At 72.1% G+C, this 25,163-nt stretch carries 24 protein-coding genes; 20 read left to right on the top strand and 4 right to left on the bottom strand.

Annotated features, from left to right (window positions below):
* The first annotated feature begins 58 nt into the window (after positions 1-58).
* The gene (locus tag ACIGA3_RS06535) at positions 59-934 is read left to right on the top strand and encodes a TauD/TfdA dioxygenase family protein (RefSeq protein WP_399711170.1); all 876 of its coding nucleotides are present in this window, start codon (positions 59-61) and stop codon (positions 932-934) included.
* A gap of 41 nt (positions 935-975) precedes the next feature.
* Here the strand turns inward: ACIGA3_RS06535 and ACIGA3_RS06530 are convergent, their stop codons facing one another.
* Together ACIGA3_RS06530 and ACIGA3_RS06525 are read right to left on the bottom strand one after the other, a co-directional pair.
* Positions 976-2,958, bottom strand: a complete 1,983-nt coding sequence (locus tag ACIGA3_RS06530) for an FAD/NAD(P)-binding protein (protein ID WP_399711169.1) — start codon at positions 2,956-2,958, stop codon at positions 976-978.
* Positions 2,955-3,944 carry an amino acid ABC transporter permease gene (locus tag ACIGA3_RS06525; RefSeq protein ID WP_399712444.1) on the bottom strand — a complete coding sequence of 330 codons (990 nt, stop codon included), beginning with the start codon at positions 3,942-3,944 and terminating at the stop codon, positions 2,955-2,957. Before ACIGA3_RS06525 ends, ACIGA3_RS06530 begins: the two co-directional genes overlap by 4 nt.
* A 568-nt stretch (positions 3,945-4,512) precedes the next feature.
* Here ACIGA3_RS06525 and ACIGA3_RS06520 point away from each other — a divergent pair.
* From ACIGA3_RS06520 to ssuE, 10 genes are read left to right on the top strand one after another with little or no spacing between them, the layout of a single operon-like run.
* Positions 4,513-5,637 carry an LLM class flavin-dependent oxidoreductase gene (locus tag ACIGA3_RS06520; protein WP_399711167.1) on the top strand — a complete coding sequence of 375 codons (1,125 nt, stop codon included), beginning with the start codon at positions 4,513-4,515 and terminating at the stop codon, positions 5,635-5,637.
* Positions 5,634-6,179, top strand: coding sequence for a GNAT family N-acetyltransferase (locus tag ACIGA3_RS06515; protein ID WP_399711165.1), 546 nt, complete (start codon positions 5,634-5,636; stop codon positions 6,177-6,179). Before ACIGA3_RS06520 ends, ACIGA3_RS06515 begins: the two co-directional genes overlap by 4 nt.
* Positions 6,176-7,126: an ABC transporter substrate-binding protein gene (locus ACIGA3_RS06510; protein WP_399711163.1), complete on the top strand. Its 951-nt coding sequence runs from the start codon at positions 6,176-6,178 to the stop codon at positions 7,124-7,126. Before ACIGA3_RS06515 ends, ACIGA3_RS06510 begins: the two co-directional genes overlap by 4 nt.
* 18 nt (positions 7,127-7,144) lie before the next feature.
* Positions 7,145-8,149, top strand: coding sequence for an amino acid ABC transporter permease (locus ACIGA3_RS06505; protein ID WP_399711161.1), 1,005 nt, complete (start codon positions 7,145-7,147; stop codon positions 8,147-8,149).
* Positions 8,146-8,910 (top strand): amino acid ABC transporter ATP-binding protein, encoded by a 765-nt coding sequence (locus tag ACIGA3_RS06500; RefSeq protein ID WP_399711159.1) that lies wholly within the window; start codon positions 8,146-8,148, stop codon positions 8,908-8,910. Before ACIGA3_RS06505 ends, ACIGA3_RS06500 begins: the two co-directional genes overlap by 4 nt.
* A 37-nt stretch (positions 8,911-8,947) precedes the next feature.
* The gene (locus ACIGA3_RS06495; RefSeq protein ID WP_399711158.1) at positions 8,948-9,928 is read left to right on the top strand and encodes an ABC transporter substrate-binding protein; all 981 of its coding nucleotides are present in this window, start codon (positions 8,948-8,950) and stop codon (positions 9,926-9,928) included.
* 14 nt (positions 9,929-9,942) lie between these two features.
* Positions 9,943-10,959, top strand: coding sequence for an LLM class flavin-dependent oxidoreductase (locus ACIGA3_RS06490; RefSeq protein ID WP_399711156.1), 1,017 nt, complete (start codon positions 9,943-9,945; stop codon positions 10,957-10,959).
* Positions 10,956-12,281, top strand: a complete 1,326-nt coding sequence (locus ACIGA3_RS06485; RefSeq protein ID WP_399711154.1) for an NtaA/DmoA family FMN-dependent monooxygenase — start codon at positions 10,956-10,958, stop codon at positions 12,279-12,281. Before ACIGA3_RS06490 ends, ACIGA3_RS06485 begins: the two co-directional genes overlap by 4 nt.
* Entirely contained in the window at positions 12,278-13,345 is a 1,068-nt protein-coding gene (locus tag ACIGA3_RS06480) for an LLM class flavin-dependent oxidoreductase (RefSeq protein WP_399711152.1), read from the top strand. The genes ACIGA3_RS06485 and ACIGA3_RS06480 overlap by 4 nt, the downstream gene beginning before the upstream one ends.
* 35 nt (positions 13,346-13,380) lie before the next feature.
* Positions 13,381-13,935 (top strand): NADPH-dependent FMN reductase, encoded by a 555-nt coding sequence (gene ssuE, locus ACIGA3_RS06475; RefSeq protein ID WP_399711150.1) that lies wholly within the window; start codon positions 13,381-13,383, stop codon positions 13,933-13,935.
* A gap of 28 nt (positions 13,936-13,963) precedes the next feature.
* On the opposite strand, the gene ACIGA3_RS06470 is transcribed toward ssuE, so the two are convergent.
* Positions 13,964-15,457, bottom strand: a complete 1,494-nt coding sequence (locus ACIGA3_RS06470; protein ID WP_399711149.1) for a SulP family inorganic anion transporter — start codon at positions 15,455-15,457, stop codon at positions 13,964-13,966.
* A gap of 174 nt (positions 15,458-15,631) precedes the next feature.
* Here ACIGA3_RS06470 and ACIGA3_RS06465 point away from each other — a divergent pair, with 174 nt between their 5' ends.
* Positions 15,632-15,976, top strand: coding sequence for a barstar family protein (locus tag ACIGA3_RS06465; RefSeq protein WP_161146586.1), 345 nt, complete (start codon positions 15,632-15,634; stop codon positions 15,974-15,976).
* Between the two features lie 3 nt (positions 15,977-15,979).
* On the opposite strand, the gene ACIGA3_RS06460 is transcribed toward ACIGA3_RS06465, so the two are convergent.
* Positions 15,980-17,095: a hypothetical protein gene (locus ACIGA3_RS06460; protein ID WP_399711146.1), complete on the bottom strand. Its 1,116-nt coding sequence runs from the start codon at positions 17,093-17,095 to the stop codon at positions 15,980-15,982.
* Positions 17,096-17,470: 375 nt separating this feature from the next.
* Between ACIGA3_RS06460 and ACIGA3_RS06455 the strand changes: the two genes are divergently transcribed.
* From ACIGA3_RS06455 to ACIGA3_RS06420, 8 genes are all read left to right on the top strand, one after another.
* Positions 17,471-19,606, top strand: coding sequence for a sensor histidine kinase (locus ACIGA3_RS06455; RefSeq protein WP_399711144.1), 2,136 nt, complete (start codon positions 17,471-17,473; stop codon positions 19,604-19,606).
* A 107-nt stretch (positions 19,607-19,713) separates the two neighbouring features.
* Entirely contained in the window at positions 19,714-20,148 is a 435-nt protein-coding gene (locus ACIGA3_RS06450) for a roadblock/LC7 domain-containing protein (protein ID WP_393591652.1), read from the top strand.
* 2 nt (positions 20,149-20,150) lie between these two features.
* Entirely contained in the window at positions 20,151-20,522 is a 372-nt protein-coding gene (locus tag ACIGA3_RS06445; RefSeq protein ID WP_399712441.1) for a DUF742 domain-containing protein, read from the top strand.
* Positions 20,500-21,099, top strand: coding sequence for a GTP-binding protein (locus tag ACIGA3_RS06440; protein ID WP_399711143.1), 600 nt, complete (start codon positions 20,500-20,502; stop codon positions 21,097-21,099). Before ACIGA3_RS06445 ends, ACIGA3_RS06440 begins: the two co-directional genes overlap by 23 nt.
* A 61-nt stretch (positions 21,100-21,160) precedes the next feature.
* Positions 21,161-21,736 (top strand): GAF domain-containing protein, encoded by a 576-nt coding sequence (locus tag ACIGA3_RS06435; protein WP_399711141.1) that lies wholly within the window; start codon positions 21,161-21,163, stop codon positions 21,734-21,736.
* Between the two features lie 193 nt (positions 21,737-21,929).
* Entirely contained in the window at positions 21,930-22,958 is a 1,029-nt protein-coding gene (gene tdh / locus ACIGA3_RS06430) for an L-threonine 3-dehydrogenase (protein WP_399711140.1), read from the top strand.
* Positions 22,959-23,011: 53 nt separating this feature from the next.
* A complete protein-coding gene (locus ACIGA3_RS06425) occupies positions 23,012-24,211 on the top strand; it encodes a glycine C-acetyltransferase (protein WP_399711138.1) in 1,200 nt (399 codons plus the stop codon).
* A gap of 30 nt (positions 24,212-24,241) precedes the next feature.
* Entirely contained in the window at positions 24,242-25,147 is a 906-nt protein-coding gene (locus ACIGA3_RS06420) for a LysR substrate-binding domain-containing protein (RefSeq protein ID WP_399711136.1), read from the top strand.
* Positions 25,148-25,163: the final 16 nt, after the last annotated feature.

Raw genomic sequence — 25,163 nt, 5'->3', positions numbered from 1 at the left:
CGCCGTACTCCGAGAAAACCCAGGTCCCGGACGGGGCCGTACCGGAAAGGACACCCGTATGAGCATCCTCAGCGACCGGCCCGTGGCGACGCGGCTGCCGCTCACCGAACTCGGCCCGAACATCGGCGCCGAGATCGACGGCATCGAGCTGGCCCGGCTGGACGACGACGGCGTGCTCGCGCTCCGCGAGGCCCTCGTGCGCCACAAGGTCCTCTTCGTGCGGGGGCAGCACCGGCTCGACGACGCCGGGCAGATCGAGCTGGGCCGGCGCCTCGGCGAGGTCACGGTCGGGCACCCGGTGCACGACTCCGGTGACGTGGCGCCCGAGGTGTACTCGCTGGACAGCCAGGACAACGGCTTCGCCGACGTGTGGCACACCGACGTCACCTTCGTACCGCGCCCGCCCGCGATCTCCGTGCTGCGCGCGGTGGTGCTGCCGCCCACTGGCGGCGACACCAACTGGGCCGACAGCCAGGCCGCGTACGAGTCGCTGTCGCCGGGGCTGCGGGCGCACATCGACACCCTCACCGCCGTGCACGACGGCTCGCGCGAGTTCGGGTACTACCTCGCCCAGCGCCGTCAGGGGAAGGGCAACCTGTGGGAGGGCGAGGTGTTCACGCAGCTCACCCCGGTGGAGCATCCGGTGGTGCGGGTGCACCCGGAGAGCGGGCGCAGGGGGCTGTTCGTGAACCCTGGCTTCACCTCGCACATCGTCGGCGTCTCCGAGCACGAGAGCCGGGGCCTGCTCGACATTCTCTACGCACACCTCACCAAGCCGGAGCATGTGGTGCGGCACCGCTGGCAGCCGGGCGATGTGGCGCTGTGGGACAACCGCAGCACCTCGCACTACGCCAACCGCGACTACGGCGACCAGCACCGGGTGATGCACCGGATCACCCTGCGCGGCGACATCCCGGTCGGGCCGCAGGCGTAAGGACTCAAGGGGCTGCCCGCTCAGGGGCAGCCCCTCCTGTGTCAGCCCCCGACCCGCGCGCAGTCGACCGGACCCGGCACATGTGGCTCCCGCACATGTGGCTCCGGTTCGGCGTCCAGCTCCCGCAGCACCGCCCTGGCCACCGTGTCGTTCTGCCGGAAGGCGGGCGCGTTGGTGCGGGGGCGGGCGAAGGCGGCGATGGCCCGGCTGTCGGTGGGGGCGCCCAGGGCGATCCGGCGCGGGTGCGGCCGGCCCAGGCCGGGGTCGATCAGGTGACCGTCGGCGGGGGAAACCGTGATCCGGCCGGACCGGTGCCGGTGCGTACCGTCGGCCACCACCTCCTCCGCGAGCGCGCCCGTGCGGTGCAGACGCCGCAGCAGCGGGTCCTCGGTGCGGTCGAGATTCGGGCCCGGCAGATACGCCTCGACCAGGGCGGTCGCGTGCACGGTGTGACCCGGTACGGTCGGGCTGGTCGCCGTGAAGGTGCCCGTCGCCTCGTCCGTGCCGACGCGGACGTCCGCGCCGAGGAAGCGCACCACACCGGCGCGGGACAGCGCGTCCAGCTCGCGCAGCCGGAAGCCGGGTGGCCCTGAGGCGAGGAAGCTGAAGAACCCGTGCCACCAGCCGTCCAGCCCGTCCGCCAGCGAGCGCGCCGTCAGCCGCCCGGAGGCGACCAGGCCGGGCAATTGGCCGTATATCGAGAGCAGCGCGAGGAACGCCCCGAGGTCGGCGCTGAACTCCGGGTCCTCGCGGCGGGCCACGTCCCGGCGGGCGTAGGCGCGCAGGTGTTCCTGGAAGGCGTCCGGGGTGTCGAAGACGAGCCCGTCCAGCGGCCGGTCCAGCGCCTCGAAGTCCAGCCGGTCGGCCGGGTCGGGCACGGCGGTGGCGACCAGCCCGGCCAACTGGACTGAGTACCAGTCGAATTGGTCGTAGGCGGCCAGGAACTCCGGCCAGGACATGGCGGTGCGCTCGGGGTGGGCGTGGAACAGCTCGTGATAGTGGCCGAACCCGATCTCCTTGGCCATCAGCGGCCATACATCGCGCCGTAGGTCCAGCGGGCCCGCCCCGGCGCCCAGCGCGTCGACCGCCTCCGGACCGAAGTACCGGGGGAGCGGGGGCCGGGGGCCCTGGAGCCGGTAGCCGGTCTTGGCGTGGTACGGCACCCCGCGCCGCGAGCCGACGTGCAGCACGGGTTCGCGGCCGGAGGGCAGGTAGGTCAGCGTGCCGTCCGGCTCGGTCCGGTAGGCGCCGCCGCGGCCCTCGGTGAGCAGCACCATCAGGTCGACGAACGCCAGCCCGAAGCCGCGCAGCACGACCTCCTCGCCGGGCCGCAGCCCCGACAGATCGGCGTCGGCGGAGAAGGCGGGCGGCAGATGGAAACGTCCGTGCCTGCGGGCGAAGTCGGCGTGAACTCGGTGCGCCGGGGCGGGAGTCGAGCCCAAATGGCCCTGGGTCAGCACCACCAGGTCGGCGCGCAGCGGGTCGCGCCGGCCGGCCAGGCGGACCTCCTGGGGGCCGTCCGCCGGGCCGGTGACCGAGGTCGCGGTGGTGCGGTGCCACTCGACGGTGACCGAGGGCGGCAGGTCGGCCAGCGCCCGGCGGAACACCCAGTCCAGGTAGGCGCTTTGCGCGCGCCGGGTCGGGAAGTCGGCCGGGTCCAGGGCGCCGAGTTCGGCGAGCACCTCCGGGTCGGCCGGCTCCGCGTACGGGGTGAAGCGCGGGGCGTCCGGCCCGGCGAACTGTGCGGCCCACTCGGCCAGCGAGGGGCCGGGGCGCACGGGGCCGTCCAAGGTGGAGGTCTCGTCGGTGAACATGGTGACGTCCTCGGCCATGGAGTTCATCCGCAGCAGCGGCGACTGCTCGTGTCGCCAGACCCGGCCCGGACCGGGCGGGTGCGGGTCGACCAGATGGACGCGCAACTCATGTGCTCCGGACCAGAGTTCGGGTGCGTTGGCGCCGATGCGCTCCAGCAGCCCGGTGGCGCGCGGTCCCGCGCCGACGACCACCAGGGTGCGCGTGCTCACCGGTCACCGCCGAGGGAGGCACGGCGGGTTCTGGCACGCAGCACGGTGAGCCAGGGCCCCAGCCGGGCGAGCGGAGTGGGCGCCAGGGCGCGGGCGGCGCCCCGGCCGTAGTACCGCTCGACGTGGTACTGGCCCACGCTGAGCACGGAGGTCACCGCGATGTACCAGACGGTGGCGACCAGCAGCAGCGGGATGACCTGGTAGGTCCGGTTGTAGATCAACTGGACGGAGAACAGCAGGTCGTGCACGGCAAGCACGCTGACGATGCTGGTGCCCTTCAGGGTGCCGATCAGCATGTTCCCGGCCGTGGGCACGATGGAGCGCATCGCCTGGGGGACGACGATCCGACGCAGGGTGCGCCATCTGCCGAGGCCGAGCGCCTGCGCCGCCTCGGTCTGCCCCGCGTCCACGGACAGGATGCCGCCCCGGATCACCTCGGCCGCGTACGCCGTCTCGTGCAGGGTGAGGCCGATCAGTGCGGTCAGGGTCGGCCCGAGCAGGTTCACCGTCTTGACGCTGATGAACTCGGGGCCGAACGGGATGCCGATGCCGAGCGTCGGGTAGAGGGCGCCGATGTTGAACCAGAACAGCAGCTGCACCAGCAGCGGGGTCGACCGGAAGATCCATACATAGCCCCAGCTCAGGGTGCGCAGCACCGGGTTGGCCGAGAGGCGGAGCACCGCTATGCCGATGCCTAGGAGGAACGCCAGCACCATCACGGCGGCCGTCAGCCACAGGGTGAGCAGCAGTCCGTCGAGCACGGCGGCGGTGGTGAAGTACTGGCCCACCACCTGCCACTGGAAGGCGTCGTTGCGCACCACGGAGTTGAGCACCATGGCGAGGACCAGCAGTGCGACGACGGCGGCGATCCAGCGGCCGAGGTGCCGGCGCGGCACGATCCGGGGCAGCGCGGTGTCGTCGGACGGCGGCGCGGCCGCTGGGGGCTTCAGGACGGGGGTGGAGGTGACATCGGAAGGCGTGGCCATCGGTAGACGCTCCGGGAGGGAGGTGCGGACGTGGGCGACCGTCCGGTGGCACACGTACTCGCGTACGGTGCGGCCGGTGGCCTGCGTCGTCACGTGCCGCGTCCCTCAACGCGACCGGAAGAGCCCGCCGCGTGGCAGGCCCCGTCCGCTGTCGATCGTATGGGTGGAGCACACACATCTGTCAACCACACCCGACACCCGGTCGGTTATGGTCCGGCATGCGGTCATGGGTTGACGAAAAGCGAGATGCGCTGCTCAATTGACCGCATGGATGCCCAGCAGCGCTTGGTCACGCGCGATCACATCGACTTCGGTCGAGTGTGGTCGTCCTCGTGTTGCGTCTGACTCGGCAGCGGGCCGTCTGACCGGCCCTTTCCCTCCGCCGGCCTACTCCGGCGCGGGCCGATGCCCACCCTTCCGCGCGCTGCCGCCGCACCGTTCCACCCGACGCCCGTCGTCGTCACGCCCGCATTTCTGACGTCATGTTTCTGACGCTCCATCAACTTACTGAGCACGCAAGGTAGTTCAGCCCTGCACGCCTGCGCTTTTTCGCCGGAAAGGCTCACTCATGCCAGTGGAGTTCCTCGGCATAGCCGCGACCAACGACGGCTCCGAAACCACCCCGCGCTCCGGCGCGGCCTTCGACAAGGACTACACCCTCCGCCTCGCCCGGGCCCACGAGGACCACGGCTGGGACCGGGTGCTGTTCGCCTACGGCTCCGGCTCCCCGGACCCCGCGCCCGCCGCCGCGTACATCGCCGCCCGCACCGACCGGCTCCAGCTGCTGCTCGCCCACCGGCCCAACGTCTCGTACCCCACCTTCGCCGCCAAGACCTTCGCCACCCTCGACCAGATCAGCGACGGCAGGCTCACCGTCCACTTCATCACCGGCGGCAACGACCACGAACAGGGCCGCGAGGGCGACACCCTCACCAAGGACGAGCGCTACGCCCGCACCCTCGAGTACATCCAGATCGTCAAGAAGATCTGGACCACCCACGAGGCGTTCGACCACGAGGGCGGGCACTACCGGTTCCACGACTTCGTCAGCGACGTCTTCCCCGTCCAACAGCCGCGCCCCGGGGTCTCGTTCGGCGGTTCCTCGCCCGCCGCGTACGCCGCCGGAGGCGCCGAGGCCGACATCTACTGCCTCTGGGGCGAGCCGCTGGCGAAGACCGCCGAACAGATCGAGGCGGTCAAGGCAGCCGCCCGCGCGGCCGGACGCACCGACGTGCCCCGCATCCAGGTCGCCTTCCGCCCGATCATCGCCCCCACCGAGGAACTGGCCTGGGAGAAGGCGCACCGCACGGTCGGCGCCATCAAGCAGCGCCGCGAGGCCGGCCTCGTCCGCCACCGACGCGGCGGAGCCCCCGAGAACGCCGGCTCGCAGCGCCTGATCGCCATCGCCGAGGCGGGCGAACGCTACGACCGCGCCCTGTGGACCCCGACCGCCGCCGCGACGGGCGGCGCGGGCAACTCCAACGCGCTGGTCGGCACCCCGGAGACGGTCGCCCAGGCCCTGCTCGACTACTACGACCTCGGCGTCGACATCCTCTCCGCGCGCGGCTACGACCTGCTCGGCGACGCCATCGACTTCGGCCGCCATGTCATCCCGATCGTCCGCGAGGAGGTCGCCAAGCGCGACGCCGCCCGCGCGGCCGGCGCCGGCCCGCTCACGGCGGTGGGCGAGTGAGCCTGCCCGCCCTCTCCGCGCGGACGGTCGTCCAGGTGGCGGTCTCCGACCCGCGCGTACGTCCCCTGCTGCGCGAACTCGGCGAGGAGTACTCCGCCCGCTACGGCAAGGACGCGCACGCCGAACTCGCCCGCTACCCCGACGAGGAGTTCACCGCACCCCACGGCGGCCTCCTGCTGCTGATCCTGGAAGGCGGCGAACCCGTCGCTGGCGGCGCCTTCCGCCGGTACGACGCGGACACCGCCGAGCTGAAGCGGATCTGGACCCACTCCGGCCACCGCCGCCGGGGCCTCGCCCGAGAGGTCGTCGCCGAACTGGAACGCGAGGCACACGCCCGCGGCTACCGGCGGATCTACCTGACCACCGGACCCCGCCAGCCCGAGGCCCGCGCGCTGTACCTGAACACCGGCTACCGCCCGCTCTTCGACACCGAGGCCGACCCGGAGTCCATCGGCCCGCTGCCCTTCGAGAAACACCTGTCAAGACACCCCGAGAGCGACCTCGGGAAAGACCTCCGCACCGGAAAGGCCACCGCCCAGTGAAGCTCCCCGGCATCCCCGGCCGCACGCGCCCGCTCGTGGCCGCCGCCGCGCTCCTGCCCCTGCTGGCCCTTACCGCGTGCGGCCCCGGCGACCCCGCCGAGGCGACCGCGGCGGGCGGCTCGCCCGCGCCGACCGCCGACCCCGTCGCCGCCGTCCACAAGGTCGACTCCGCCGCCGCCCTGCTGCCCGCCGACGTCCGCTCCAAGGGCACCCTGCGCATCGGCAGTTCGGTCGGCGCGCCGCCCTCCGCGTACTACCCGAACGACTCCCGCACGCCCCAGGGCCAGGACATCGACATCGCCGCGGCCGTCGCCAAGGTGCTCGGGATCAGGCTGGAGCGGCAGGACGCCTCCTTCGAGACCATCCTCCCCGCCCTCGGCAGCGGCAAGTACGACGTCGGTACCGGCAACTTCGGCGTCACCACCGAGCGGCTGAAGACCATCGACTTCGTCACCTACATCGACGACGGCCAGGGCTTCGCGGTGAAACAGGGCGACACCTCCTTCGGCAAGAAGATCACCGAGCTGACCCAGCTGTGCGGCCGCACCGTCGGCATCAACGCCGGCACCACCTTCGAGGCCACCCTCGCCGCGCAGAAGGGCGTGTGCGCCAAGGCCGGGAAGAAGCCGTACGAGGTGAAGGTGTACGCGGAGAACGGGGCGACCGTCACCGCGCTCCAGCAGGGCCGTATCGACGTGATCATGTCGACCATCAACGGCCTGCGCTACCAGGCCGCCCAGCCCGCCGCCCACACCGCCTTCCTCGGCGAGTACCACCGCCTCGACGTCGGCTTCGCCTTCAAGAAGGGCTCGAAGCTCACCAAGGCGTTCCAGGCGGCCGTCAACGAGCTGATCGAGAACGGCACTTACGACCGCATCCTCAAGAAGTGGGGCACCACCGGCTCCGCCATCGAGACCTCGCGGATCAGCCCGCCCGAGCACGCCTGAGAAGCGACGGAACCCACCATGACCACCGCCGCCCCCGACACCGCCCCGGCCGCGCCACGCGTGCCGCCCGCCAACGGTGACCCGGCCGCCTACAAGGTCGTCCCCGCCCGGCACCCCGCCCGCTGGGCCGGCGCCGCCGCCGTACTCGTCCTGGTCGCCCAGTTCGCGCACGGCCTCGCCACCAACCCGGTCTGGGAGTGGCGCGTCTTCCGCGACTACGTCCTGTCCGAGACGATCATCCAGGCCGTCTGGGTCACCCTCCAACTCACCGCGTACGCAACGGTACTGGGCTTCCTCCTCGGCACCGTGCTCGCCTTCATGCGGCTCTCGCACAGCCCGGTGCTCCAGACCGTCGCCTGGACCTACATCTGGGTGTTCCGGTCCATCCCGATGATCGTGCAGCTGGTGTTCTGGTTCAATCTGAGCGCCCTGTACGAACGCCTCGGCATCGGTATCCCCTTCGGACCCGTCTTCTGGTCCGTCGACAGCGACAGCCTGATCGGCACCATCGGCGCCGCCGTCATCGGCCTCACCCTCCACCAGGCCGCCTACGCCGCCGAGATCGTCCGGGGCGGAGTCCTCTCCGTCGACGCAGGGCAACGCGAGGCCGCCGCCGCACTGGGCATACCCCGGCTGCGGCAGATCCGCCGGATCGTGCTGCCCCAGGCCATGCGCGCCATCCTGCCCACCGCCGGCAACGAGATCATCGGCCTGCTCAAGGGCACCTCGGTGGTCTACGTGATGGCCATCGGCGAGCTGTTCTACCAGGTCCAGGTCGTCTACGGCCGCAACGGCCGGGTCATCCCGCTCCTGCTCGTCGCCACCGCCTGGTACATCCTGCTGACCTCGCTGCTGTCGGTCGCCCAGTACTACGTGGAGCGCCGCTACGCCCGCGGCGCCGACCGCACCCCGCCGCCCACCCCGCTCCAGCGGGGCCGCCGCTTCCTGCGTGACCTGCGCGCGGCCGCCGCCCGGCGCGAGGCACCCGTCACCGCACTGCACCTCCGGGGAGAGAGCCGATGAACGACGTCATGGTGGACGTACGGAGCGTCCACAAGAGCTTCGGCCCGCTTCAGGTGCTGCGCGGTGTCGACCTGACCGTACGGGCGGGCGAGGTCACCGTGATCCTCGGCCCCTCCGGCTCCGGCAAGTCCACCCTGCTGCGGACCATCAACCATCTGGAGAAGGTCGACAGCGGCTGGATCAGCATCGACGGCGAACTCATCGGCTACCGCCGCGCCGGGAACAAGCTGCACGAACTGAAGGAACGGGACGTCCTCAGGCAGCGCACCCACATCGGGTTCGTGTTCCAGAACTTCAACCTCTTCCCGCACCTCACCGTGCTGGACAACCTCCTCGAAGCCCCCGTCTCCGCGCTGCGCCGCCCCAAGAGGGAGGCCGAGGCGACCGCGCGCCGCCTGCTGGACCGGGTCGGCCTCGCCGACAAGGCCGACGCCTATCCGCGCCAGCTCTCCGGCGGCCAGCAGCAGCGCGTCGCCATCGCCCGCGCGCTCGCCCTGGAGCCCAAGGTGCTCCTCTTCGACGAACCCACCTCCGCGCTCGACCCCGAACTGGTCGGCGAGGTCCTCGACGTCATCAAGGACCTGGCCCGCACCGGCACCACCATGATCGTCGTCACCCACGAGATCGGCTTCGCCCGCGAGGTCGCCGACACCGTGGTCTTCATGGACGACGGAACCGTGGTCGAACAGGGCCCGCCCGCAGCCGTTTTGGACAATCCGCAGCGCGAACGCACCCGCGCCTTCCTCGCCAAGGTCCTCTGACCCTCCCAACTCATCCGCAATGCAAGGAGACTTCCGCGTGTCCACCACCGCCCGCCGTATCGCCGTCCCCGCACTCGGCCTCGCCTCCGCCCTCGTCCTGGCCGCCTGCGCCAACCCCACCGACGGCGGCACGGCCGAGATCGCGGCCGGCAAGGGCACCACCACGAAGATCAACCTCAGCCCCGACCAGCACCGGGTCGCCACGCCCCAGGTCGCCTCCATCGCCGCCGAGGTCCCGGAGAAGATCCGGAAGAGAGGCACGCTGGAGATCGTCGACTCCTCGGGCTCGGCCGCACCACTGGGCTTCCACGCCACCGACAACAAGACCCTCATCGGCGTCGAACCCGACCTCGCGTACCTCGTCGCCGGAGTGCTCGGGCTCAAGCCCCACCTCAACACCGTGTCCTGGGAGAACATCTTCGTCGGCCTCGACAGCGCCAAGTACGACGTGGGCTTCAGCAACATCACGGTCACCGAGGAACGCAAGGAGAAGTACGACTTCGCCACCTACCGGGAGGACAACCTCGGCTTCGCCGCGAAGAAGGGCAGCGGTCTGAAGGTCACCGGCCCCGCCGACCTCGCCGGCCGCACCGTCGCCGTCTCCAGCGGCACCAACCAGGAGAAACTCCTGGTCGAGTGGAGCAAGGAGAACGAGAAGGCGGGCCGTAAGCCCATCCACATCAAGTACTACCAGGACGAGAGCGACACCTATCTCGCCATCCGCTCCGGCCGCATCGACCTCTACGTCGGCCCCAACCCCACGGCCGCCTACCACGTGGCGACCACCGGCCAGACCGAGGTCGTCGGCACCTACTCCGGCGCCGGCGCCACCCTCCAGGGCCTCATCGCGGCCACCACCAAGAAGGACAGCGGCCTCGCCAAGCCCCTTGCGGACGCCCTCAACCACGTGATCGAGAACGGCACTTACGCGAAGGTGCTGAAGCGCTGGGGGCTGTCCGACGAGGCCGTGACCAAGTCCGAGATCAACCCGCCCGGCCTGCCCAAGGCCGGGAAGTAGGCGAGGAGGACAGCATGACCCGCGAACTCCATCTCTCCGTCGCCCTCGGCAGCGCCGGGCCCCGGTCCGCCGCCCACTGGACCGGCCTCGTCCAGCTCGCCGAACTCGGCGCGCTCGACTTCGTCACCCTCGACGACTCCCTGGACCCGGCCGGCAGCGACGGCCGCCTCGACGCCGTCGCCGTACTGGCCCACGCCGCCGCCCGCACCAGCCGGATCGGCCTCATCCCCACGGTCACCACCACCCACACCGAGCCCTTCCACACCTCCACCGCCCTCGCCACCCTGGACTTCGTCAGCCAGGGGCGCGCGGGCTGGCTGGTCGACGTGTCCACCACCGACGAAGCGGCCCGCGCCATCGGCCGCCGCGACCCCGCGCCCGCACCCGAGCTGTGGGCGGAGGCGGCCGACGCCGCCGAGGTCGCCGCCCGGCTCTGGGACAGCTGGGAGGACGACGCCGAGATACGGGACGCCGACACCGGCCGCTTCATCGACCGCGACCGGCTGCACTACGCCGACTTCGAGGGGCCGCACTTCTCTGTCCGGGGGCCGTCCATCGTGCCCCGGCCCCCGCAGGGCCGGCCGCCTGTCGCTGTCGCTATCGATGCTCAAGAGCGGGACACACGCTGGGAGTTGGCCGTCCAGCATGCGGAGATCGTGCTGCTGGACGTGGACAGCCCCGCCGCCGCCCGTAAGGCCCACACCGAGCTGCGCCGGCGCGCCGACCGGGACGACCTGCGCGTGCTCATACGCGTCGGCCTCGCCCCACACGCCACCGCGCGCGTCACCGAAACCCTCGACACGCTGCCGGACCTGCTCGCCGACTGGCACGCCGAGGCCGGTACGGACGGCTTCCACCTGGTCACCACCACCCCCACGGAGGAACTGCCCGCCGTGATCCACGACGTCGTACCCGCGCTACGCGCCCGCGGCCTGTTCCGCGCCACCCACACCGGCCACACCCTGCGCGACCACCTCGGCCTGGCCCGCCCCGCAAGCCGCTACGCCGTACGGACGGAGGCTGCACTGTGAGTGCGTCAACTCCCGCCGGGCGCAAGCAGATCCACCTCGCCGCGCACTTCCCCGGCGTCAACAGCACCACCGTGTGGCGGGACCCCGACTCCCGCAGCCAGATCGACTTCTCCTCCTTCCAGCACCTGGCCCGCACCGCCGAACGCGGCCGGTTCGACTTCTTCTTCCTCGCGGAGGGGCTGCGGCTGCGCGAACGCAAGGGCCGCGTCCACGACTTGGACGTGGTCGGCCGCCCCGAGTCCCTGACGGTGCTGAACGCGCTCGCCGCCGTCACCGAACATCTCGGGCTCGCCGCCACCGTCAACGCCACCTTCAACGAGCCCTACGAACTCGCGCGCAGATTCGCCTCGTTGGACCATCTCTCCGGTGGCCGCGCCGCCTGGAACATCGTCACCTCCTCCGACGCCTTCACCGGCGAGAACTTCCGGCGCGGCGGCTACCTCGACCGCGCCGACCGCTATCTGCGCGCCGCCGAGTTCGTGGAGGTGGCCCGCGCCCTGTGGGACTCCTGGCCCAGCGGCGGCACCCCGCGCACCGTGCGGCACAGCGGGCCCCAGTTCGACATCACGGCCCGCGCCACCCTGCCCCACTCGCCCCAGCTGCACCCCGTCCTCATCCAGGCCGGGGACTCCGACGAGGGCCGGGAGTTCGCCGCCCGCACCGCCGACATCGTCTTCAGCCGGCACAGCACCCTGGAGGCGGGCCGCGCCTTCCACGCCGACGTCAAGGGACGCCTGGCCCGGTACGGCCGCACCCCGGACCAGCTGAAGATCATGCCCGCCGCGACCGTCGTACTCGGCGACAGCGAGGCCGACGCGCAGGAACGCGCCGCCCATATCCGACGGCAGCAGGTCAGCCCGCAGACCGCGATCGCCACGCTGGAGAACGTCTGGGGCCGCGACCTCACCGGCTACGACCCCGACGGACCGCTCCCGGACGTCGAACCGGTGCCCGACGGCGAACTCGCCCAGGGCTGGGCGCACATGTCCGACCGATTCGGCATCGCCGCCCGCTGGCGATCCCTTGCCGAGGAGAAGCACCTCTCCATCCGCGAGCTGGCCATCGAACTCACCGCCCGGCAGTCCTTCATCGGCACCCCCGCCACGGTCGCCGCCGCCATGGACGAACACGTCCGGACCGACGCCGCCGACGGCTTCATCCTCGTACCCCATCTCACCCCCGGCGGGCTGGACGAGTTCGTGGACCAGGTCGTCCCGCTGCTCCAGGAACGCGGCGTCCTGCGCACCGAGTACCAGGGCCCCACCCTGCGCGACCACCTCGGCCTCAGCCGCCCCGACCCGCGTCCGAAGGAGTCCGCATGAGGTTCCAGGTCCTCACCATCGGCGGCCACGCCCCGCACCCCCTGACCGGCGAACAGGCCCCGGCCGCCGACCGGTTGACCGAGATCGTGGAAACGGGTGTCGCCGCCGAGGAGCTGGGCTTCGACGCGTACGCCATCGGGGAGCGGCATGCCGGACCCTTCCTGTCCTCCAGCCCCACCGTGCTGCTCGGCGCGCTCGCCGCCCGCACCTCCCGCATCCGGCTGCTCACCGGCGTCACGGTCCTCGCCATACTCGACCCGGTGCGGGTCGCCGAGGACTACGCCACCCTGCACCAGCTCTCCCGCGGCCGCCTCGAACTCGTCATCGGCAAGGGCGCCGAGGCCGGCCACTTCGACCTCTTCGGCCTCGACGAGGGCCTCCAGTGGGACTACCAGGCCGAGAAGTACGAACTGCTGCGCAGACTCTGGCGCGAGGAGGACGTCACCTGGCAGGGCAAGTTCCGCCCGCCCCTGACCGGCGTCACCACCCTGCCCCGTCCCTACGAAGGCCGCCCGCCACGCGTCTGGCACGGCTCCGCGACCAGTCTCAACTCCCCGGAACTCGCCGCCCGGCACGGCGACCCGCTGTTCAGCGCCAACGCCATCCAGCCCCGCGAGGCGTACACCCGGCTCATCGGCCACTACCGGGAACGCTTCGCCGCCCACGGCCACGACCCGGCCACCGCCTACGTCGGCGCGGGCTCCGGCGGCCTGTTCATCGCCCGCACCACCCAGCAGGCCATCGCCGAGTTCAAGGAGTTCTACGAGGCCCGCGTCCGCGAGTCGTACAAGCCGCACCTGGCCGGCAAGCCGGGCTACAACACGCCGTTCCGCACCGTCGAGGAGGCCATCGCGGACGGGCCCCACCTGATCGGCAGCCCGCAGCAGGTCATCGACAAGATCCTCGGCTTCCACGCGGCCTACCGCCACGACCTCCAGTCCGTCACCGTCGACGGCTCCGGCCTCGCCCTGCCCCGGCAGATCGACCAACTCCGTTGGTTCGCCGAGGAGATCGCACCCGTGGTGCGAGCGGAAGCGCCCACCACCCTGTGGCAGCAGGCGTAGCCCCGCCCATCGAACCCCGCTTGAAAGGTCCCCCCATGGCAACCGTCCTGTCCATCTCCGGCAGCCCCTCCGCCACCTCCCGCACCGGCCGTCTGCTGCGCCACCTGGACGAGCGGCTGAGCCGCCAGGGGCACCAGGTGGTCCCGCTGGACGTGCGCCAATTGCCCGCCGAGGCGCTGCTCGGTGCCGACGTGCGCCACCCGGCGATCGCGGCCGCCGCCGAGCTGGTCGACCGGGCCGACGGCGTCGTGATCGGCACGCCTGTGTACAAGGCCGCGTACTCCGGGCTGCTCAAGTCCTTCCTCGACCTGCTCCCGCAGTACGCGCTCACCGGCAAGACGGTGCTGCCGCTCGCCACCGGCGGCACCACGGCCCATGTCCTCGCCATCGACTACGCGCTGCGGCCGGTGCTCAGCTCCATGGGCGCCGCCCATATAGTCCAGGGCTGGTTCACCCTCGACAAGGACATAGTGGTGCGCGAGGACGGCAGCCTCGCCGTCGCCCCCGGTACCGCCGAGGCGCTGGCCCAGATCACCGACCAGTTCTCCGTCGCGCTCGGCGGCCGCACCCTGCTGGCCGCGACCGGGTGACGGCCGTACGCCCGCTCGACACGTCCGCTCAGCCGCTGCCCGCCAGCTCGCCGGTCAGCGTGCTGTGCAGACGGGCGCTGCGTTCGTCCAGGCCACTGATCTCGACCGTCTTGCCGTGCTCGGCGTACCGCGCCTCGACGGCGTCCAGCGCGGCGACGGACGAGGCGTCCCACACCTGGGCGGCGGACAGGTCGATCACCACCCGGCCGGGATCGGTGGCGTAGGCGAAACGGTGCGCCAGGTCGTTCGCCGAGGCGAAGAACAGGTTGCCGGTGACCCGGTAGACCACCGTCGAGCCGTCCGGGTCCAGGACCGAGGTGACACCGGCGGACCGGGCGACCCGGCGCGCGAACACCGCCATGGCCACCAGCGTGCCGACCACCACGCCGATCGCCAGGTTCTGCGTCGCCACCACGACCACCACCGTGAGCACCATGACCGCGATCTCCCCGGCCGGCATCCGCCGCAGGGTGCGCGGCGCGATCGAGTGCCAGTCGAAGGTGCCCACCGACACCATCACCATCACGGCGACCAGCGCGGCCATCGGGATCTTCGACACCACGGGCCCGAAGGCGACGCACAGCACCATCAGGAACACCCCGGCCAGGAACGTCGACAGCCGGGTCCGGGCGCCCGACACCCGTACGTTGATCATGGTCTGGCCGATCATCGCGCAGCCGCCCATGCCGCCGAGGAAACCCGTCACGATGTTGGCGACGCCCTGCCCGACCGACTCACGCGTCTTGGAGGAGCGGGTGTCGGTGATGTCGTCCACCAGCCGCGCCGTCATCAGCGACTCCATCAGGCCGACCAGCGCCATGGCCAGCGCGTAGGGCGCGATCGTCGTCAGCGTGGCCAGGGTGAACGGGACGTCCGGCAGCCCCGGCACCGGCAGCGCCGAGGGCAGCGCGCCCCGGTCGCCCACGGTCGGCACCGCGATGCCCGCCGCCACGGTGACCGCGGTCAGCGCGACGATCGACACCAGCGGCGCCGGAACCGCCCGCGTCACCTTCGGGAAGAGGACCAGCAGCGCCACCCCGGCCGCGAACAGCGGATACACCGGCCAGGGGACGTCGGTCAGCTCCCGGAGCTGTGTCAGGAAGATCAGCACGGCCAGCGCGTTCACGAAGCCGACCATCACACTGCGCGGCACGAACCGCAGCAGCCGCGCCACCCCCAGCGCGCCCAGCACGATCTGGAAGACGCCCGCCAGGATCACCGTGGCGATCAGATACCCGAAGCCGTGCTCCCGGTTCATCGGGGCGATGACCAGGGCCACCGCGCCGGTCGCGGCGGAGATCATCGCCGGGCGTCCGCCCACGAACGCGATGGTCACCGCCATGGTGAACGACGCGAACAGCCCGATCGCCGGGTCCACCCCGGCGATCACCGAGAACGAGATCGCCTCCGGGATCAGCGCGAGAGCGACCACCAGACCGCCCAGCACCTCGGTGCGCAGCACCCTCGGGTCGGACAGCCAGGACGGACGGCGCAAACGGCGCGGGGGTGCGGAGGTGGTCAAGACGAGGGGTACCTGTCGGGCTCGGGCGCACCCGGTACGGCTCCGGGGCACAAAGGGGCCAGCCTACCCCGGAGGCGCACCTCCGAGCCCGGTCCGGCGAACCTGCGGACCCGCTCCGACCGGGGCATGATGGGTGGACCGACGCCATCCCCGGACCCCGAAGGCGGTGCCGACATGCCCGCAGCCACCCTCGCCGAGGTCGTCCACCAGGCCGGCTGGAAGGTCATCCCGCTCGACCTCGCCGGCGTCACGGACCAGGCCGGATTCATGGACCGCGCCACCAAGGCCCTCGACCTGCCCGAGTTCGCCGGACGCAACTGGCAGGCGTTCCAGGACGCCTGCGGCGACATCGGCTGGGGCCCCGAGGTAGCGGGCCGCCTCCTCGTCGTCCTCGGCTGGCGCGACTACGCCAAGGCCCAGCCCGAGCAGTGGGAGAGCGCCCAGCAGGTCCTCGAATCGGTCGCCGGACGCCAGCAGAAGTACGACTCCACGCTCGCGGTCGTCCTCACCCTCGTCTGAGGCTCAGCCCCGAGTCGGGTCGGGGGCAGTGGCCTCCTTCGGCGCCGCCGCTCGGAGCGTGACGGCGGCCACCGCCCCCGCCACCAGCCCCCAGAGCAGCGCGGCCGGGACCCCGGTGCCCAGGCTGCCGACGATGTACCGCAGCCCCCACTTCAGCCCGCCGCCGACCGTCGCCATCCGGAGCAGCTGCCCGGCCATCAGCCCGACGACGGTCGCACAGACCGTGCCGAGAGCCATCGCCGGGACCGTGGCCCTGGTGAGCAGGCCCGGCAGCAGCCGGAGCGCCCACCACACCACCGCGAGCACCAGCACGTCGGGCAGCCGGGCGAGCAGCCAGTCGCCGACCGGTGTGCCCGCGGGGCCCGACCAGCCGCCCAGCAGCAGCCACTCACGCAGCAGATCACCCGGCTCGGAGAGGAACCCGCCGCCGTAGGGCGCCGTCTGGATCTCGGCGGCGACCGGCTGGTACGACAGCACCAGCAGCGACAGCGCGATCACCGCCGTCCCCGCCGTGGCCGCCAGGCGCGCGGCGCGTGGCGGGACCTCCCGCCGGGGCAGTGGGCCCGCGCCCTTGGCGGTGGCCCGCCCCAGGAGCACCGTCGCGGCCGCCACGACCAGCCCGACCACCACCGCGAGCTGGCGCCCCTGGGCCATCACGCCCGCCAGATTCGGCAGGAAGCGGTAGCTGCCGTGCCCGTACGAGGCGATCTGCCACGGCGCCGACACCGTCACCGCGAGTGTCGCGGACACCAGACCCCAGGCCCACAGTGCGAGCAGCGCGGCGGGCACCCGCCCCGCCACCGGCGGCAGCCACCGGACCAGGAACAGGGCCCCGACGGTGAAGAGGACGAAGACCGCGCCGAACCGGATCTGCATCGCGGTGTGGAACAGGTCGAGGTAGCGCGCGCCGTCGCCGTCCGGCACGTACGGCGACGGCTGCGGCGGGTCGTACGCCCATGGGGTGAGCCACCGCTCCAGATCGGCGACCGCCTCGCCGCCGAGCAGATCGGTGCTCCCCGGCAGGTGCAGGGCGTCGGTGCTCGCCCCCGCCCACCACAGCAGTGCCGTGAGCAGCAGCCCGCCGACCACCGCCGGTATCGCCGCGCGTCCGAACGTCATGACCCGTCCCCCGTCCTCATCGCCCGCCCTCGCGAGCCGATCAGGCGGAGAGTACGGGGCGTGGATCACTTCTGGATCACGGGCCGGGGTGACGTCCCTGTACCGGCCCGACGATTTCCCGCACCCCCCGAATGATTTCTTCTGACCGATCCAGACCGTTTCCTTTTCCCTTTGTCACGGAAATTCATCGGCTTTATCGATCGGCCGTACGAAGCCTCATACCAGAGCGGGACGCAGGCCGGGAGACTTTGTCAACTGCCCATCGCACCTGCCGCACAGGCAACTAGCGTGAATGCCCGTCGGACGGCTCAGGGCCCCCTTTTTCCCACTCTTTCTTTCCGACACCAGGCCCGACGGACCAGTACGAGGACGCAGATGTCTCACCTCCGCGCACCGGCCGCCCGTGCCGACCGTCGAGAGGGCGGCCGACACGGGAGACCGGTCGCCCGACCCGCTCCCGCACTGCCCGAGACGCTCCTACGGCCCCAACTCATGCGGCTCGCCGTGCTCCCGCCCGTCGCGGTCGCCCTCGCCGCCACCGCGGCCGTGGTCCTCGCCGTCCGTGCCGGCGGCGCGCACCCCGGGCTCGTGCTCTGGGCGGGCCTCGCCGCTGCCGTCGCGCTGGCCGGGGCTGCCATCGGCGTCGCCGCCGTGGCCGCCGACCGCGCCGCCCGGTCCGTCGGCGACCGCGTCGGCGCACTGCGCCGCAACGCCGCCCGGGGTGAGGCCGACCTGCGCGCCCTGGTCGACGGGCTGCGCCGGGGCGAGGCACCGCCACGCGGCAAACCCCGGCGCCGGCCACCCGAGGACGCCGACGACTTCGAACTCCTCGCCGCCGACCTGGCCCGCGCGCACGACGGCGCCGTCACCGCCGTCGTCCGCGCGGCCCAGCTCTCCAGCCAGGCCGCCAACGAACAGAAACTCGAGGTCTTCGTCAACCTCGCCCGGCGCCTGCAGTCCCTGGTGCACCGGGAGATCTCCATCCTCGACGAGCTGGAGAACGAGATCGAGGACCCCGACCTGCTCAAGGGCCTCTTCCACGTCGACCACCTCGCCACCCGCATCCGCCGCCACGCCGAGAACCTCGCCGTGCTCGGCGGCGCCGTCTCCCGGCGCCAGTGGAGCAACCCGGTCGACATGACCGAGGTACTGCGCTCCGCCATCGCCGAGGTCGAGCAGTACTCACGGGTCAAGCTCGTCCCGCCCGTCGAGGGCGAGCTGCGCGGACACGCCGTCGCCGACGTCATCCACCTCCTCGCCGAACTCGTCGAGAACGCCACCGTGTTCTCCGCCCCGCAGACCCAGGTCCTGCTGCGCGCCAACCTGGTGACCTCAGGGCTCGCCATCGAGGTCGAGGACCGGGGACTCGGAATGCCGGTCGAGGAACAGCACCGGATGAACGCCCTCCTCGCCGACCCCGACCAGGTCAACGTCGCCAGCCTGCTGGCCGACGGCCGCATCGGTCTCTACGTCGTCTCCCAACTCGCCCGCCGCCACGGCATCTCTGTGCGCCTCCAGACCAACATCTACGGGGGCGTGCAGGCGGTACTGGTCGTGCCGCAGGCGCTGCTGGGGGCTTCGGCGGGGGCGGTGCCGGAGGCCGAGGGAGCGGCGGGTGTCCGGGGGGCGGACGGTGTGGGTGGCTCCGTTCCGTCGCCGCCGGCGGCCGGGGCGGAGGTGGCTCGGCCGGTGGGGGCCGGTGAGCAGGGCGGGGCGGGGGCTCCAGGTGCTTCGAGTGCTCCAAGCGCTACGGGCGGTGTGGGTACTTCGGGTGCTCCGGCCACCGGGCGGCATCGGCAGGTGGCGCGGCGGGGGAGTGGGGACGCGGGTGCCGCTGTCGGCGCCGGGGCGGGGGCCGACGGGGGTGGGGTCGGAACGAGCGGTGCCGTGCCGCCTCCGCTGCCGATGCGCGGCGCCCAGGAGCACCGGCCCAACCCCGCCGAGGCGGTACCCGGCATCAGCGTCGGGGACCGGGCGGTGGTGGAGGCCCACACGGGCGTGCTGCCGACCCCGCGCGGGGGAGCGGCACCCACGAGCACGGACAGGCCCCGGCTGCCCCGCCGCCGCGCCCAGGAGCACATCGTCCCGCAGCTCCGTGGTGGTCCCGCACCGCGTCAGGACAGCGACCTCGTCGTGGGCCACGACCCCGGCCTCATGGCCGCCTTCCAACGCGGCGTCGGCCTCGCGGAGTCCCAGCAGAGCCTGGAGGGCGGGGAGCAGGGGTATGGGGAGCCGCCGCCTTCCGGTGAAGACGTGCCCTCGGATACCGCGTATGTGGAGGGCACGCATACGGACACCGCGCTCATGGCCGCCGACGCCATGACTGCCGGTCACATGGAGGCCATCCACATGGAGCCCGGCCACACGGAGCCCATCCACACGGAGCCCATCCACACGGAGCCCATCCACACGGCGCCGGGCCACATGGCGCCGGGCCACATGGAGCCCGACCACATGGCGCCCGGACATATGGAGCCTGGACCCATGGACAGGAGTGCGCCGCCCGCATGACCTCCACCACCCACACCCCCACCACCCCCACCGCCCCCGCCCCCCATACCCCCACCCCACCTCCCAGCGCTCCCGCAGACCTTCGTACCCCAAGGAGTCGATCCACCATGGCGAGCGATGCGCCGACCGCCCACGCATCCGACCTCGACTGGCTGCTGAGCGGCCTCGTGCAGCGCGTACCGCACACCAGCAGTGCGGTGCTCCTGTCCTGCGACGGGCTGGTGAAGTCCGTACACGGGCTGGACCCCGACAGCGCCGACCACATGGCCGCGCTCGCCTCCGGCCTGTACTCCCTCGGCCGCAGCGCGGGCGTCCGGTTCGGGGACGGCGGGGAGGTGCGGCAGGTCGTGGTCGAACTGGCTTCGACGCTGCTGTTCGTCACCACCGCCGGCTCCGGCACCTGTCTCGCCGTGCTCGCCGGGCGCGAGGCCGACGCGGCCGTGCTCGGCTACGAGATGGCGATGCTGGTCAAGAGCGTCCGCCCGTACCTCGTCACCGCGCCCCGGCAGCCCGCGACCGACCCCACGGCGATGAGGCCGTGAGCGTGGCCGCCGTGGGCGACGAGCCCTGGCTCGACGACGCGGCCGGGCGGCTGGTGCGGCCGTTCACGGTCAGCAACGGCCGTACCGAACCCAGTGTCGCCCTGGACCTGATCTCCCAGGTGATGGCCACCGGAATCACCCCGCTCGGCTATCTCGGCCCCGAACACGCGCAGGCGCTCGACCTGTCCCGCGCCCCCGTCTCGGTGGCCGAGATGGCCGCGCACCTGAGGCTGCCCGCCGTGGTCACCAAAGTGCTGCTCTCGGACCTCGTCGACTGCGGGGCGCTGACCACCAAGCCGCCCGCCTTCCGCCACAACCCCACTGACCGGTCTCTGCTGGAGGCAGTGCTCGATGGACTACGACGACAGCTCTGACCCGTTCCCCACCGCGCTCAAGATCCTGGTGGCCGGCGGGTTCGGGGTGGGCAAGACGACCTTCGTGGGCGCGGTCAGCGAGATCGCGCCGCTCAGCACGGAGGAACTGCTCACCACGGTCGGCGCGGCCACCGACAACCTCGACGGCGTCGAGAACAAGGTCGAGACGACCGTCGCCATGGACTTCGGCCGCATCACCCTCGACCCCCGGCACGTGCTCTACCTGTTCGGCACGCCCGGCCAGGAACGGTTCTGGTTCATGTGGGACGAGCTGTCCGAGGGCGCGCTCGGCGCGGTCATCCTCGCCGACACCCGGCGCCTGGAGGAGTGCTTCGCCGCCGTCGACTTCTTCGAGGAACGCGGCGTCGCCTTCATCGTGGCCGTCAACGAATTCGACGGCGGCTTCCGCTACGACCCCGACGAGGTACGCGCCGCCCTCGATCTGAGCCCCGCCGTCCCGGTCGTCCCCTGCGACGCCCGTATCTCCAGCTCCGGCGTACAGACCCTGCTCACCCTCGTACGCCACCTCCTCGCCCACACCCCCGCGCCCGCCCCGAGCCACAGCGCCCACATGTGACCCCGCCCTACAGCCCATGGAGCCGCCATATGAGGTACGCCCACAGCGACGGAGCCCGGTCATGATGTACGAGCCGGCCCGCCGCGTCCGTGGCCTGCTGCTCACCCCGGAGGACAAGGAGGCACCGGCCCGCGCCACCCGGCTGTGTCGGCTGGGCCTCGGGGAACGCCCCGAACCTGCCCTCGACGCCTTCGCCGACCACCTCGCCCAGGTCACCGGCGCGCCGTACGCCATGGTCAACTTCATCGGCGAGCAGCGTCAGTTCTTCGCGGGCCTGAGCGCTCCGCCCACCGGCCCCCTGACGCGCGAGGATGGCCCCCGGTCCGAGGTCGGTCGGGTGCTGCCCCGTGAACATGGGTTCTGCCCACATGTGGTGGTCCGCCACAAGGCCCTGGTGCTGGAGGACGTCCGCGACTACCCGCGCTTCGCAGGCAACCCGATCGTCGACGACCTCGGCATCCGCTCCTACCTCGGCGCCCCACTCATCGACAGCTCCGGCATGGTGCTCGGCACCGTGTGCGCCGCCGACACCGAGCCCCGCAGCTGGGGCAGGACCGGGCTTGAGGCCATCAAGGCGATGGCCGCCGAACTCTCCGTGCGCATCGAACGGGCGGCCGACGACGGACTGCCCATCTGAACGGCCCCCCAGGCGGACCGAGTTGGGCCGTGCCTGCCGAGGTGTGAAGCAAAGCTGAGGCGCCGGTTAAGAAAAGCTCGATGGATTCCGGTCGGCTCATACGGCAGATTGCGGGGTGATTCCACCCCTCTGACCCGGTGCGGACGCCCAGGCGTGCCCGTACGGCCGGGCCTCACCCACAGGAGCCGTCGCGTTGAAGGCGCTGGTCAAGGACAAGGCGGAGCCCGGTCTCCGGCTCATGGACGTGCCCGAGCCCGAAGTGGGACCCGGTGACGTACTCATCAAGGTCATGCGGACCGGTATCTGCGGCACCGACCTGCACATCCGGGCCTGGGACGGCTGGGCGCAGCAGGCGATCCGCACTCCGCTGATCGTCGGCCACGAGTTCGTCGGGCAGGTCGTGTCCACCGGCCGCGACGTCAGTGACATCCGGGTGGGCGACCGGGTCAGCGGCGAGGGCCACCTGGTGTGCGGCAAGTGCCGCAACTGCCTCGCCGGCCGCCGCCACCTGTGCCGCGCCACCATCGGCCTGGGCGTGGGCCGCGACGGCGCGTTCGCCGAGTACGTGGCGCTGCCCGCGTCCAACGTGTGGGTGCACCGCGTCCCCGTGGACCTCGACATCGCCGCCGTGTTCGACCCGTTCGGCAACGCCGTGCACACCGCGCTGTCCTTCCCGCTGGTCGGCGAGGACGTCCTGATCACCGGCGCGGGCCCGATCGGCCTGATGGCCGCCGCCGTCGCCCGGCACGCGGGCGCCCGCAACGTCGTCGTCACCGACGTCAGCGAGGAGCGCCTCGAACTGGCCCGCAAGATAGGGGTGAGCCTGGCACTGAACGTCTCGCGCTCCACGATCGCGGACGGTCAGCGGGAGCTGGGCCTGCGTGAGGGCTTCGACATCGGCCTGGAGATGTCCGGCCGCCCCGAGGCCATGCGCGACATGATCGCCAACATGACGCACGGCGGCCGCATCGCCATGCTGGGCCTGCCGTCGCAGGAGTTCCCGGTGGACTGGACCCGGATCGTCACCTCGATGATCACCATCAAGGGCATCTACGGCCGCGAGATGTTCGAGACCTGGTACGCCATGTCGGTCCTCCTGGAGGGCGGCCTCGATCTCGCCCCCGTCATCACCGGCCGGTACGACTACCGCGACTACGAGGCGGCCTTCGAGGACGCGGCCGGCGGCAAGGGCGGCAAAGTGATCCTGGACTGGACCGCCTGATTCTGGCCGCGCCCCTTCAGCTCACTCGCCCTCACACCTTTGTAGGAGCCCCCATGTTCGACACCGTCCGCGACGACCTGCGCGCCACCCTCGACGAGATCCGCGCCGCCGGACTGCACAAGCCCGAGCGCGTCATCGGCACCCCGCAGTCCGCGACCGTCGAGGTCACCGAGGGCGGCCGCCCCGGTGCGGTCCTCAACTTCTGCGCCAACAACTACCTGGGCCTCGCCGACCACCCCGAGGTGATCGCCGCCGCCCACACCGCGCTGGACCGCTGGGGCTACGGCATGGCCTCCGTGCGCTTCATCTGCGGCACCCAGGAGGTCCACAAGGAGCTGGAGGCCCGCCTCTCGGCGTTCCTCGGCCAGGAGGACACGATCCTCTACTCCTCCTGCTTCGACGCCAACGGCGGTGTCTTCGAGACCCTGCTCGGCCCCGAGGACGCCGTCATCTCCGACGCCCTCAACCACGCCTCCATCATCGACGGCATCCGTCTGTCCAAGGCCCGCCGCTTCCGCTACGCCAACCGCGACCTCGCCGACCTGGAGACCCAGCTCAAGGAGGCCAACGCGGGCGGCGCCCGGCGCAAGCTGATCGTCACCGACGGCGTCTTCTCCATGGACGGCTACGTCGCCCCGCTCGCCGAGATCTGCGACCTGGCCGACCGCTACGACGCGATGGTCATGGTCGACGACTCGCACGCCGTCGGCTTCGTGGGCCCCTCCGGCCGCGGCACGCCCGAGCTGCACGGCGTGATGGACCGCGTCGACATCATCACCGGCACCCTCGGCAAGGCCCTCGGCGGCGCCTCCGGCGGCTACGTCGCCGCCCGTGCCGAGATCGTCGCCCTGCTGCGCCAGCGCTCGCGCCCCTACCTGTTCTCCAACACCCTCGCCCCGGTCATCGCCGCCGCCTCCCTGAAGGTCCTCGACCTGCTGGAGTCCGCCGACGACCTGCGCGTCCAGCTGGCCGAGAACACGGCCCTGTTCCGCTCCCGCATGACCGAGGCCGGCTTCGACATCCTCCCCGGCGACCACGCCATCGCCCCCGTGATGATCGGCGACGCGTCCGAGGCGGGCCGCATGGCGGAGCTGCTGCTGGAGCGCGGTGTGTACGTGATCGGCTTCTCCTACCCGGTGGTCCCGCAGGGCAAGGCGCGCATCCGCGTCCAGCTGTCCGCCGCGCACTCCACCGAGGACGTGAACCGCGCCGTGGACGCCTTCATCGCGGCCCGCGCCGAGCTGGCGGCCTGACCAGGGCGGACGCCTTGCGATAATGGCGGCATGATCGAGGCGCGGCGGCTCCACATCCTCCGTGCGGTGGCCGACCACCGCACGGTCACGGCGGCGGCCGCCGCGCTCTATCTCACCCCCTCCGCGGTCTCCCAGCAGCTCACCGCGCTGGAGCAGGAGACCGGCCACCGCCTGGTCGAGCGGGGCGCGAAGGGCGTACGGCTCACCCCGGCCGGTGAGATCCTGCTCAGCCACACCAATGCCGTCCTCGCCCAGCTGGAGCGGGCCGAGGCGGAACTCGCGGCCTACGGCAAGGGCGAGGCCGGGACGGTCACCGTCGCCGCCTTCGCCACCGGCATCGCCCAGGTCGTCGCGCCCGCCCTGGCCCGGCTGGGCCGGTCGGCGCCCGGCATAGGAATCCGGGTCCAGGACGCCGAGGGTGACGCGAGCCTCCGGATGCTGCTGGACCGGCAGGTGGACGTGGCGGTGGCCGTCGAGTACCGGGGCGCGCCGCCCGCCGACGACCCCCGGCTCACCCATCTCCCGCTGTACGCCGAGCCGTTCGACGCCGTCGTCCCGGTCGGGCACCGGCTCGCCGACGACGCCGAGGTGCCGCTCGCGGAGCTGTCCAAGGACCCGTGGATCGGCCCGTACCCCGGCAACCCCTGTCACGACGTGGTCGTGCTGGCCTGCGAGAGCGCCGGGTTCCAGCCGCGCCTGGAGCACTCCTCCGACGACTTCCGCGCCGTGGTCGCGCTGGCCTCGGCCGACGCGGGCGTGGCCCTCGTACCCCGCTCCGCGCTGCGCGGCATGGACCTCACGGGCGTGGTCGTACGGCCCGTGGACGGTGTGGCCCCGACCCGGCGCGTGTTCGCGGCCGTGCGCCGGGGCGCCGAGGCGCATCCGCTGATCCGGCCGGTGCTGGAGGCGCTGGGGCAGGCCGCCGCCGAGGGCTGATCCGGGGCCGTTGTCA

Source organism: Streptomyces sp. NPDC085596 (assembly GCF_044541565.1).
In the GTDB taxonomy this organism is placed as follows: domain Bacteria; phylum Actinomycetota; class Actinomycetes; order Streptomycetales; family Streptomycetaceae; genus Streptomyces.
The sequence above is the reverse complement of the archived record's forward strand: the minus strand, read 5'-3'. Positions and strand labels throughout refer to the sequence as shown.